The 11,313-nt window shown below is 57.2% G+C and carries 10 protein-coding genes; 3 read left to right on the forward strand and 7 right to left on the reverse strand.

All coding sequences use genetic code 11. The features are described 5' to 3' along the window. The first annotated feature begins 88 nt into the window (after positions 1 to 88). Positions 89 to 1,084 carry a Gfo/Idh/MocA family protein gene (locus ABEV74_RS20035; RefSeq protein WP_430148887.1) on the forward strand — a complete coding sequence of 332 codons (996 nt, stop codon included), beginning with the start codon at positions 89 to 91 and terminating at the stop codon, positions 1,082 to 1,084. Positions 1,085 to 1,105: 21 nt separating this feature from the next. Next, positions 1,106 to 1,939, forward strand: a complete 834-nt coding sequence (locus ABEV74_RS20040; protein WP_430148889.1) for a sugar phosphate isomerase/epimerase family protein — start codon at positions 1,106 to 1,108, stop codon at positions 1,937 to 1,939. Positions 1,940 to 2,104: 165 nt separating this feature from the next. Here ABEV74_RS20040 and ABEV74_RS20045 read toward each other — a convergent pair whose 3' ends face one another. From ABEV74_RS20045 to ABEV74_RS20070, 6 genes are all read right to left on the reverse strand, one after another. Then, on the reverse strand, positions 2,105 to 2,584 hold the full coding sequence (locus tag ABEV74_RS20045) for an AraC family transcriptional regulator (protein WP_430148892.1): 480 nt from the start codon (positions 2,582 to 2,584) through the stop codon (positions 2,105 to 2,107). Positions 2,585 to 2,731: 147 nt separating this feature from the next. Further along, positions 2,732 to 3,724: an ABC transporter ATP-binding protein gene (locus ABEV74_RS20050; protein WP_430148894.1), complete on the reverse strand. Its 993-nt coding sequence runs from the start codon at positions 3,722 to 3,724 to the stop codon at positions 2,732 to 2,734. Beyond that, a complete protein-coding gene (locus tag ABEV74_RS20055; RefSeq protein WP_430148897.1) occupies positions 3,721 to 4,767 on the reverse strand; it encodes an ABC transporter ATP-binding protein in 1,047 nt (348 codons plus the stop codon). The genes ABEV74_RS20050 and ABEV74_RS20055 overlap by 4 nt, the downstream gene beginning before the upstream one ends. Next, entirely contained in the window at positions 4,734 to 5,723 is a 990-nt protein-coding gene (locus ABEV74_RS20060; RefSeq protein WP_372447023.1) for an ABC transporter permease, read from the reverse strand. Before ABEV74_RS20060 ends, ABEV74_RS20055 begins: the two co-directional genes overlap by 34 nt. After that, the gene (locus ABEV74_RS20065) at positions 5,720 to 6,691 is read right to left on the reverse strand and encodes an ABC transporter permease (protein ID WP_062493622.1); all 972 of its coding nucleotides are present in this window, start codon (positions 6,689 to 6,691) and stop codon (positions 5,720 to 5,722) included. Before ABEV74_RS20065 ends, ABEV74_RS20060 begins: the two co-directional genes overlap by 4 nt. Before the next feature lie 96 nt (positions 6,692 to 6,787). After that, complete coding sequence (locus tag ABEV74_RS20070) at positions 6,788 to 8,506, reverse strand: ABC transporter substrate-binding protein (RefSeq protein WP_430149000.1); 1,719 nt, start codon at positions 8,504 to 8,506, stop codon at positions 6,788 to 6,790. 462 nt (positions 8,507 to 8,968) lie between these two features. Here ABEV74_RS20070 and ABEV74_RS20075 point away from each other — a divergent pair, with 462 nt between their 5' ends. Further along, positions 8,969 to 10,924 (forward strand): amidase family protein, encoded by a 1,956-nt coding sequence (locus ABEV74_RS20075; protein WP_430148901.1) that lies wholly within the window; start codon positions 8,969 to 8,971, stop codon positions 10,922 to 10,924. A 233-nt stretch (positions 10,925 to 11,157) separates the two neighbouring features. On the opposite strand, the gene ABEV74_RS20080 is transcribed toward ABEV74_RS20075, so the two are convergent. Continuing rightward, positions 11,158 to 11,313, reverse strand: coding sequence for an HAD hydrolase family protein (locus ABEV74_RS20080; RefSeq protein ID WP_430148904.1), 156 nt, complete (start codon positions 11,311 to 11,313; stop codon positions 11,158 to 11,160).

Consider the following 11,313-nt stretch of genomic DNA (forward strand, 5'->3'; position numbering starts at 1 on the left):
AATTCCGGGGCGATTTCGATAAAGACATTTGCGGGCATATCCACTAAAGTTGTTCCTGGAAACTATTGTATCCGGGAGGGATATGAACATGGGCAACGTGAGAATCGGATTTATCGGCGTCGGCGGCATGGCCGAGCATCATATCAAGAAGCTGCAGAAGATCGGGCATGCGGAACTGACCGCCGTTTACGATGCCAATCCGGCAAGAATGAACGAAATCGCCGAGCGTTACGGCGCGGCGCCGTTCGGCAGCGCGGACGAGCTTCTCGATTCCGGCGCAATCGACGCGCTCTTCCTGTGCACGCCGCAGTTTACCCGCGGAGCAGTCGAGAAGAAAGCCGCAGCCAACGGCATTCATCTGTTCGCCGAGAAGCCGATCGGCCTCGATCTCGAGCAGGCGCGGACAAACAGCCGTCTCATCCTGGAATCGGGCATCATTCATGCCGTCGGGTACTGCCTGCGATATCTCGAAACGGTGCAAAAAGCGAAAGCCTACCTGGCGGACAAAACGCCGGACATGGTGCTCGCCTACCGGATCGGCAGCCTGCCGCCCGTAAGATGGTTCCATCAGATGGAGCAATCCGGCGGGCAGCTGGTCGACCAGTCCACCCATCAGGTCGATCTGGTCCGCTATGTGGCCGGTGAATTCCGCGACGTCCAGGCACGCTACGCGCAGCGTTCGATTCGGAATGAAGCGCCCGATGCGACGATTCCCGATGTGGGCGTCGTATCGTTCTCGCTGCAATCCGGCGCCATCGGCACGATCAACACCGGCTGCATGTCCCGCCGGTTCGGACGCGCCGAGGTCGAGGTGATCGGTCCGGACTTCTACGTATCCCTTGACGGAAACGGCACTTCGCTTACCATTGTCGACGACCGGCAAAATATAAGCGAGAAATGCGGCACCGATTTTTATTTCGAGCAAGACCGCGCGTTCGTCGAAGCCGTGCGGACCGGCCGCCAGGAGCTGGTGCGCTGCGGCTTCGACGATGCGCTCGCCACGCTTGAGGTGACGCTCGCCGCCAATGAATCGGCCCGGACCGGCAGGCAGGTCGCGATCGGCGCCAGCAAAGCCGCGGTTTAAGCGGCGAGAGGAGCGCCTGCTATGCTGAAAAGCGTCAATCAGTGGTGCTTTCCCGAAGGAACGTCCCTTGACAGGCTGTTCGACGTTAGCCGCGAGGCAGGCTACGACGCCGTAGAGCTCAATGTCAACCCGCCCGGCTCCGCCGGACTGACGATGGAGACGACGCCGACGGAGGCGGACGCGATCGCGCGGCAGGCGGCGGCACGCGGGCTGAAGCTTCGCAGCGTCTCCACATCGCTGCTGTGGAGACATCCGCTGTCGTCCGAAGATGCCGATGTCCGGGCGCAAGGCCGCCGCATCGTCGTCAAGCAGCTCGAGCTGGCCGAGCGGCTCGGGGCCGACACCGTACTCGTGGTGCCCGGCGCCGTCACGCCGACGGCTCCTTATGACGAATGCTACGACCGCAGCCTGGAGGAGCTGAAGAAGCTCGTGCCCGAAGCGGAGAAACGCGGCGTCAGGATCGGCATCGAGAACGTGTGGAACAAGTTTCTGCTTTCCCCGCTGGAGATGCGGAGCTTCGTCGACGAGCTTGCTTCGCCGTATGCCGGCGTCTATTTCGATGTCGGCAACATTCTGGCGTACGGCTTCCCGCAGCAATGGATCCGTATTCTCGGCCGCCGCATCTTTAAAATTCACGTTAAAGATTTCAAAACCGCCGTCGGCAACGGCGGCGGCTTCGTCCCGCTGCTGGCCGGCGACGTCAACTGGCCAGAAGTCGTGGCCGCGCTTCGGGATATCGGGTACGACGATACACTCACCGCCGAGATCGGCGTCTATGGCGCCGATCCGCTGCAGGCCGTATACGACACGGCGCGCCAGCTCGACGTCATCATTCGCGGCGTCCGGACGGTATAACGAAGCATGAAAAGAGACTGCCGGAATCGATTCCCGGCAGTCTCGCGCTTTACCGTCCGGATGCTATGCGCTAGCGTTACGCCGCTCCGCCCGGCCGGCTGCTTCAGATGATCGGGCGGAGCGCGTCATACGCCGCAATTTCCGATCCGATTCTTTAGTTATAGACTACTCGATGGGCAGCGAATATTTGGCAAAGCCTTCGCCATCCAGATGATAGCGCTCGCAGATTACATAATCGCGCGGCGTACGGTCGAAAGCGATCCGGTTCTCTCTGATGTAGTCTTCAACCGCCTTGGAAGCCGCATCGTAATTTCCGCTGCCGTTGGCCGCGACGACGCATTTTTGCGGCGGGACGGTCAGCCGGACGAACCACGGCGGTATTCCGTCGAACGTGCTGACCTCAAGGCACAAAATATAAACGTGCGTATCCGGATTGTTCTGCGATTCGGCATTCGGCCACATGCCGTACAGCACCCCTGGATTGACGACCTGCGGCAAGTAACCGCTGACGGCCAGCAGCCCTTCTTTCGCGTTCTCGTACTTGCTCTTCATCGCTTTCAGGCCGACGCACGGAATGCCGATCAGCTTCAGTTCGCCATGCTCGACGATAACCGGCGTCATCTCGGGCAAAACAGCCGTTGTCATCGTAATCCCTCCCAAGCGCATGTCGCTGCAACTTTTTTATCACGCCGGCGGGTCATTCAGCCGGGACCGCTGCACGGCGAATTTCCCGCAGCATAATATACCGCATATTTCCTTTCGCGGAAAGGAGATTGCCGCATCCTGCGCCCTTTATACGCCGACGGATGAGCCGACAAGCGGATAATGGCACGCCACCTGCCGGTTCGGGGCGATTTCCTCAAGCGGCGGAATCTCCGCTTTGCATTTCTCCCGGGCAAACGGGCAGCGCGGATGGAAGCGGCAGCCCGACGGCGGATTGGCCGGCGACGGAACGTCTCCTTGCAGCACGATTCTCTCCTTCTTCGCACGCGGATGCGGCTTCGGGATCGCCGACAGCAGCGCTGCGGTATAAGGATGGAGCGGATGGGCGAACAGATCCTCCGTCTGCGACACTTCAACCAATTTGCCCAAATACATGACGCCAACCCGGTCAGAAATATGGCGGACGACGTTCAGCCCGTGCGCAATGAACAGATAAGTCAGACCCAGCTCCTTCTGCAGCTTCATCAGCAGATTGAGCACCTGCGACTGAACGGACACGTCCAGCGCCGATACCGCTTCGTCCGCCACGATGAACTGCGGATTCAGCGCGATCGCCCGGGCGATGCCGATCCGCTGCCGCTGTCCGCCGGAAAATTCGTGCGGGTACCGGTTTCGTCTGGAGGCGTCGAGGCCGACGAGTTCCATCAGCTCCACGACTCTCGCATCGATTTGGCTCCGGGACGCTTTCATATGAACGCGCAGCGGCTCGCCGATAATGTCGCGTACCAAAAACCGCGGGTTCAGGGAGCCGAACGGATCCTGGAAAATAATTTGCATTTCCTGACGGAGCTCCCTCAGCTCTCTCGCTTTCATGGTGCGGACGCTGCGGCCGTCGAACAGAATGTCGCCATCCGTCGCGTTTTGCAGGCGGAGAATGACTCTGCCGAGCGTCGATTTGCCGCAGCCCGATTCGCCGACCAGACCGAACGTTTCCCCTTTGCGGATCGTCAGCGAGACGTCGTCGACGGCTTTCACATGGCCGACTACCCGGTTCAGAATCCCTTTATGAATAGGGAAATATTTCTTCACGCCCTTCATTTCGATCAACGTTCCGGCGCTCATGTCCTATCCCCCTCCGTTTCCCCTGTCTGAACCGGCGCAAGCTGTTCGCTCCAGACCGCAAGCGCGCCGTCGTTCTCGTACATCCAGCAGGACACGCGATAATCTCCGCCGATCCGGAACGAACCCGGTTCCTCGCGGGCGCATCTGTCCTTGGCATGCGGGCAGCGCGGATGGAACCGGCAGCCGGAAGGGAGTCGGCTGAGCGGGGGGATCGTCCCCCGGATCGTATACAGCTCCGTGCCGCGTTCCCCTTCGAAGCCGGGGATCGATTGCAGCAATCCTTGGGTGTAAGGATGGCTCGGACGGTCGAATATATCGGCCGCATCCCCTTCCTCGACGATCGCGCCCGCATACATGACGGCGATGCGGTCGGCCATTTCGGCGGCAACGCCCATATCGTGCGTAATCAGCAAAATCGTCATGCCAAGCTCCTGCTGCAGCCGCTTCAGCAATTCGAGAATTTGCGCCTGCACCGTGACGTCCAGGGCCGTCGTCGGCTCGTCGGCGATCAGCAGATCGGGCTTGCAGGCAAGCGCGATCGCGATGACGACGCGCTGACACATCCCCCCGGACAGCTCATGAGGATACTGCTTGGCCCGCATGGCGGGATCGGGGATGCCGACGAGACGCAGCAGTTCCACCGCTTCCTTCATCGCGGCCGACCTGCTCATCTTCTGGTGCAGCATCAAGGTTTCGGCGATCTGGTCGCCCACTGTAAATACCGGATTCAGCGAAGACATCGGCTCCTGAAAGATCATCGCGATCTGGTTGCCGCGGATACGCGTCATCTCTTCCTGCGATTTGAAAGCAAGATCCTCCCCGCGAAACACGACATTCCCCTCCAGGATTGCCCCGCCGGCAAAGTCGAGCAACCGCATGATCGCCAGCGAGGTGACGCTCTTGCCGCTGCCGGATTCGCCGACGAGGCAGACGGTTTGCCCTTTTTCGAGGCGCAGGGAAACCCGGTCGGTCGCCTTCACAATCCCCTTGTCCGTCAAGAAGCCTGCCGTCAACCCGTTGACTTCGAGTATTTGTTCCGCCATTGCCGGAGCCTCCTTGCCGAAAATGTTTTCTTCTCCCGCGGATTAAGCGCATCCTGGATACCGTCGCCGATAAAATTGACGGCAAGCACGATGATCAGAATGCACAGTCCAGGATACAGCGCCTGCAGCGGATCGACGAGCATAAACTCCTGCGCGTTGCTCAGCATCAGCCCCCAGCTCGTTTCCGGCGCCTGGATGCCGAGACCGAGATAAGAGAGCGCGGATTCGCTCAGAATGGCCGAACCGACCATCAGCGTCGCGTTCACGATAATCGGATGGCTGGAATTGCGCAGCAGATGCCGGAACATAATGCCCCAGCTGGACACGCCGGTCGCTCTCGCCGCTTCCACGTATTGCATTTCGCGAAGCTGCAGGAAAGTACCGCGCACGAGACGGGCGACGCCCATCCAGCCGGTAAACGAAAGCACCAGCACCATATAAATGAAATCGGAGCCGAATATCGACAGCACGAGAATGTTCAGGAACAGGCTTGGCAGTGAATTCATGACGTCGACAAGCCGCATCAGGATCGTGTCGATCCATCCGCCGAAATAACCGGCGACCGCGCCGACGAGCGAGCCGATCAGCACCGCGGCCGCCGCGACCGAAAAGCCGACCGTCAACGAAATTTGACTGCTGTACACGAGGCGGGAGAAGATATCCCTTCCGAGCTCATCCGTCCCTAGTGGATACCCTTTGGTGCCGGGCGGCAAATTGGTATTCATGAAATCGATTTTGTCCGGTTCGTACGGCGCGATGACCGGCGCCAGAATGGCGACGATGGCGAAAAAGAGCAGGACGGCAAGCCCGCCCATCGCATACGGATTGCGCACGAACCTTTTGCCGGCGGTCTTCCACGGACCTTGCGGCTTATCCATGGCTGGCGGAGGAACAGGGCTCCCCATGCCGGGAACGTCCGCCAAAGTCGGCTCTTGTCTCGGAACGACACCGCTCATGCCGTATCGCCCCCTTTACGCCCCAGCTTTACGCGCGGATCGGCAACGGCATATAAAATATCGGCCAGCAAATTACCGATGACGACCATAACGGAAGTCACCATCACGATAGCCATCAGCACATTGTACTCCCTGGCAATCGCCATATCGACAAAGAGCCGTCCCATACCCGGCCAATTGAATACGTTCTCCGTCAAGGCCGCGCCGGATACGAGCATCGGCAGATCGAGTCCGATAATCGTAATGATCGGGATCAGGGCGTTGCGAAGCGCATGCCGGAAGATGACCCGATTCTCCCGCACGCCTTTGGCCCGGGCCGTTCGGATGTAATCCTGCTGCAGCACCTCCAGCATGCTGGAACGCGAATACTTTACATAGTAGGCGAGGAAGGCGAGCGACAATACGCATACCGGCAGCACCAGATGCATGAGCAAATCGCCGATGTCCCCTTTTTTGCCCATCGTCCACATGTCCGACAGCGGGAACCAGTTCAGCTTTAAAGAAAAATATTGCTGCAGAATGATGCCGAACCAGAAAGTCGGCATAGCAAACCCGAGATAGGATATGAACGATGCGGTCTGATCGGAGAGCCCGTATTCCCTCGTGCTGTTGTAAATGCCCCAGGGAATGGCGATCACCATCGCCACAAGCCATGCGGCCCCCATCAGCACGAACGTATTGCCGATCGTCGGCCATAACAATTCACCCACCGGCACGCTGTTTTTGAACGTCTTCCCCAAATCGCCCTGAAGCAGCTTGCCGATCCAGCGGACATACTGAATATGCGCCGGCTGGTCAAGGCCGAGATTGCGCTTCTGCACCTCGAACGCTTCGGGCGACAAGCCCGGAGCGACCAGCACTTCCGTCGGTCCGCCCGGAGCCAGATGAATGATCGCGAACGTCACAACCGTAACGAGAAACAACACCACGATGGACTGTATGATTCGGCGGATGAAATATTCAGTCAAAGTCGTCCCTCCCGTCATGATTGACCGACCGTACCTGAAAAGGGAAGAGAAGCGCGCCTCCCTTCCCTTTGCGGTAAACGATGAAGCAATCGAACGTTACGACTTGACCCACCATTTGATGACATGGTAGAAATAACCTTTCGGCAGCGTCGGTACCGGCGCGTCTTCTTCCGCGTACGCGACGCGCGGACCGATACCGGTAGCGTTGCCGTAACGGTACAGGAAAATATAGGGGAGATCGGTCGAAATCTCTTTGCCGATTTCCGCGTATACTTTTTTGCGTTCTTCCTGATCGATGGTGGAATAGCCGTCCACCCACAGCTGGTCAAGCTTCTCGTTCTTGTACCAACCCATGTTCTGACCCGCAGGCGGGAAGAACTTCGATGAGAAGATGCTGTCCGCGTTCGGGTCCGGATCTTCCAGCGACCAGCCGAGCAGAATCGCCTGGTATTTGCCTACGTTCAGATGCTGCGGCACCCAGATCGAGAAGTCGAGCGCCTTCGGAATGACTTCGATGCCCACTTCTTTCAGATTGCTCTGAATGACCTGCGAAATCGCTTCGCGGCGGCTGTTGCCGGCGTTGTACTGAAGCTCGAACGAGAATTTTTTCCCGTCCTTCTCCAAAAATCCGGTTTTCTCGTTCAGTACCCACCCGTCTTCAGCCAGCAGTTGTTTCGCTTTCTCCGGATTGTATTCATAGTTGACGGCATTGTCGCCCGGATCGGCCCAGCTGCCCGGCAGGAATGGCGAATTCATAAGAACGCCCGTTCCTTTCAGGACGTTGTCGACCATCCCTTGACGGTTTAACGCATAGGCTATGGCCTGCCTTGTTTTCTGGGTCGCGAACGGTACGAATTTATCCGGGAAGTTGTCTTCTTTGAAGTTGAATCCGATAAATTCATAGGATGGACCCGGTTCCTGAATCAGCGTGATGGAAGAATTTTTCTTTACCGCTTCGACTTGAACGACCGGTATGGCGGAGGTATGATCGGTGTCGCCTTTCAACAGAGCCTGGACTTCCGTATTCTGATCCGCGTAGATTTTGTAGACGATTTTGTCGATGTGAGGTTTCGTGGCGCCCCAGTAGTTCGGGTCTTTTTCAAAGGTGAGATGCTGCGTTTTTTGCCATTCGGTCCACTTCCAGGGACCGTTCGTCACCGTTTTGGCCGGATCTTTGCCGTATTCGTGATCGAGCAGCTTTTTGACCGGCACGTCTTTCAGAATATGAGCGGGAGCGAGCTCGGTAACAAGCGAGTACTGGAATGGGGCGAATACTTCGGATAGTGTGATCTTGACCGTGTGGTCGTCGACTTTCTCCGTCTTGGACACTTTTTCCATCGCGCTGCGGGCCGGCGATCCGGTATCCTCATTTTTGATCGTCTCGATCGTATAGATCAGGTCGTCAGCCGTCACCGGCGTTCCGTCAGTCCATTTCGCTTCGGGCTTCAGCTTGACCGTATACGTCTTGCTGTCTTCCGAAATTTCCGGCAGTTCGGCGGCAAGCGACCACGGCTCGACGATAATCTGGCCGTCAGGGGCCAAGTCATACACTTTGGCTAGCAGAAAATGGGCTGCATCGCTGGAGGCTGTGTCGTTGATGAAGATCGGGTTGATCGTCACGATATCGGAGAAGCTGCTGAAGGTCAACGTTCCGCCGTCTACCGGACCGTCTTCGGCAGCCGGGGGATTGTCCGTTTCTTTGGAATCGTCGGGCGTATTGGTATCGGTTTGCTCATTCGACGGCGGCGGGTTTTCCGTCGTCGTACTGCCGCCTTTATCCGACGAACAAGCCGCCAATAAAGCGCCAACAAGCATCACATACAGCACAAGCGACAGCCATTTCCTGATACTAACCACATCAATTTCCTCCCCACAATAAGATTTGGTAAATATTTATAGTCTGATTATACCAGCTTTTAAGGATTTGAAAATACGAATTATTGGTAATTTTCAGAAAAGTTAAAATGCGTTTCACATCACTCGGGCATTCAGCATCAGCATCATACCGCAGCACGCCTATACCTGCGGTTTCGAGCCGCGCTTTCGGGTAGGTCTATAGACCTCGATCAGAACCCCGGACCTATTTCGCGTTTGTGTCGTTGCCGTTTTCGCGCATCAGCGTAAAGATTGTATTCGAATTTTTGCGCATTATCTTACGTAAAAAGTAATTTATTAGAACATCGAACAAAATATTATAGGAAATTAGTCCTATTTACAACCTCCATTCCCTATTATATGTTATTTTATATTACATATACAGAAAGGGGAATGGAAGAATTGAGGAAGATCTGGACTCAAACGTTATCCTTATTGCTCGCTTTCACACTTATGCTGGTACCGCTTGCCGCTCCCGTGCAAGCAGCATCCCCTGCTTCGGCGCCGTACAGCCCTGAACTGGCCGCTTTTCTGGAACAGGACTGGGCGCCCGAAGGCTACATCACACCCGCCAACGGGCACGAAACGTTACGGCAATCGGAATTTGCCGAGCTCTTAAACGACGCTGCCGACGCTGCCGGGACGGACTTGCGCTTTCTTACACTCTCAGACCAGGATACGGTTAAGCGGGAGACGGCGGCGGCGATACTGGATCAGGCCGTCGACGTTCCGTATATCGGCCGCAACGTTTTTACCGATATTCCGCAGAGCGGGCCTGACGCATCCTCTATCGGCACCGTTGTGACATCCGGCTTGATGAAAGGCGTTTCCGGCCATCGATTCGGTTATGGAAAACCGCTGTCAAGGTCGGAGGCGGCCGTCGTAGCCTACCGTCTCTACCTTTATCTGCAGCCTTTCAATCCGGTCGAAGCTACCATCGCCGACATTCAAACCGCCATGACAGCGGGCCGATTGACAGCGGAACAACTGGTCGAACTCTATTTGGATCGCATCGAACGATATGACAAGCAGGGCCCCAAGCTGAATTCGATCATCCGCATCAACGACAAGGCGCTGGAGATAGCAAGAGCGCTGGACGAGGAACGCGCAAAGACCGGCCCTCGCGGTCCGCTTCACGGCATTCCGGTTATCGTGAAGGACAATTTCGACACCGCGGACATCCCTACGACCGGCGGTTCGCTCGCTTTGAAGGACAGCATTCCGCCTGACGACGCTTTTCAGGTGAAGAAATTGAAGGAAGCCGGAGCCATTATATTGGCCAAAGCGAATTTGCATGAATTTGCGTTCGGGTATACAACAGTCAGCTCCGCCGGCGGCCAGACGCTTAACCCGTACGATCCGACCCGTATACCGGGCGGCTCCAGCGGCGGAACGGGGGCTGCCGTGGCCGCAAGCCTGGGCGCCGTCGGCATGGGCACCGATACCGGCGGTTCCATCCGCGTGCCGGCTTCTTTTAACAGCCTGGTCGGCATTCGGCCGACGATCGGCCTGTCGAGCCGGGACGGCATTATGCCGCTGGCGCTTACGCAGGATACGGGCGGTCCGATCGCACGGACGGTGGCGGACGCCGCAGCCATTCTGGACGCGACGGTCGGTTACGACCCGCAGGACGTAACGACGGCCGCCAGCGTCGGAATGGTGCCGGATTCGTACCTGGACGTATTGGACCCGAACGGACTGGAAGGCGCCAGAATCGGCGTGCTCCGCGAGGTATTCGGCACGAATGCCGATATTCAGAACGTAATGGAAAAGGCGATTCGCGATATGGAGGCGGCAGGCGCAACGATCGTGGACAATGTGACCATTCCGAACTTCAAGGAAATCAACAGCTACGGAAGTTTGAGCGCCTGGGAGTTTAAATTCCAATTTAACGATTATTTGGAAAGTCTAGGAGAAGACCGGCCGTACAAGACGCTGGACGATATATTGGCTTCCGGCCTGTTCGATCCTTCCGTGGCGAAACAGCTGAAAGAACGGAACGACAGGGAGTCGCTCGATGACGAGACGTATAAGGATATTGTCCTGTATCGTACGCGTCTTGCCCAGCAAGCCGTTCTCAAAATGATGGCCGATCATCGGCTCGATGCGCTCATCTTCCCGACGTCGGCCAATCCGATCGTCAAAATCGGGGAAGAACAGACGATCGGCGACGGCTTCAAGCTCAGCTCGTTCACCGGCTATCCGACCGTAACCGTACCGGCCGGTTTTACACCGGACCGCATGCCGGTCGGCATGGACTTCATCGGCCGTCCGTTCAGCGAACCGACGCTGATCAAGCTGGCGTACGCGTTCGAGCAGAAAACCCATCATCGCCGCGCTCCCGAACTGACGCCGTAAACAGGCAAGCTTTCATCGTCTGATGTCCGGCAAAGTCCGGCGGCGCCATCCATGGCGTCGCCGGACTTTCTTCCCGGCTCTATTGCATAAACGTCTCTTTGTACCGCACACCCAAAAAGAAAAGTATGCCGAACACGCAAACAAGAGCAAATAAAATTAAAATGGTCGTGAGCAGCACAATGCCCGTCATTTTCAAGCATTTTTGCCACAGCATGCCCGTTCCCCCTGTTCCGTTACCGCACTGCTTTAGCGCCCGTCTCCCTTTCCAGATATGCCGCGACACCGTCTTCGTCGTTGGACGGGACAATTTCATCCGCCAATCGCTTGATCGCATCCTGCGCATTCCGCACGGTTCCGTCCAGATCGGTGATGTAGGCCCGTTTGCCCAT

This window comes from Paenibacillus cisolokensis (assembly GCF_050481165.1).
Lineage (GTDB): Bacteria > Bacillota > Bacilli > Paenibacillales > Paenibacillaceae > Paenibacillus_AH > Paenibacillus_AH cisolokensis.

Coding starts and splice junctions, on each gene's coding strand:
- ABEV74_RS20035 (WP_430148887.1), top strand. CDS start 89: ATGGGCAACGTGAGAATCGGATTTATCGGCGTCGGCGGCATGGCCGAG.
- ABEV74_RS20040 (WP_430148889.1), top strand. CDS start 1,106: ATGCTGAAAAGCGTCAATCAGTGGTGCTTTCCCGAAGGAACGTCCCTT.
- ABEV74_RS20045 (WP_430148892.1), bottom strand. CDS start 2,584: ATGACAACGGCTGTTTTGCCCGAGATGACGCCGGTTATCGTCGAGCAT.
- ABEV74_RS20050 (WP_430148894.1), bottom strand. CDS start 3,724: ATGAGCGCCGGAACGTTGATCGAAATGAAGGGCGTGAAGAAATATTTC.
- ABEV74_RS20055 (WP_430148897.1), bottom strand. CDS start 4,767: ATGGCGGAACAAATACTCGAAGTCAACGGGTTGACGGCAGGCTTCTTG.
- ABEV74_RS20060 (WP_372447023.1), bottom strand. CDS start 5,723: ATGAGCGGTGTCGTTCCGAGACAAGAGCCGACTTTGGCGGACGTTCCC.
- ABEV74_RS20070 (WP_430149000.1), bottom strand. CDS start 8,506: ATGCTTGTTGGCGCTTTATTGGCGGCTTGTTCGTCGGATAAAGGCGGC.
- ABEV74_RS20080 (WP_430148904.1), bottom strand. CDS start 11,313: ATGGGCAAACGGGCCTACATCACCGATCTGGACGGAACCGTGCGGAAT.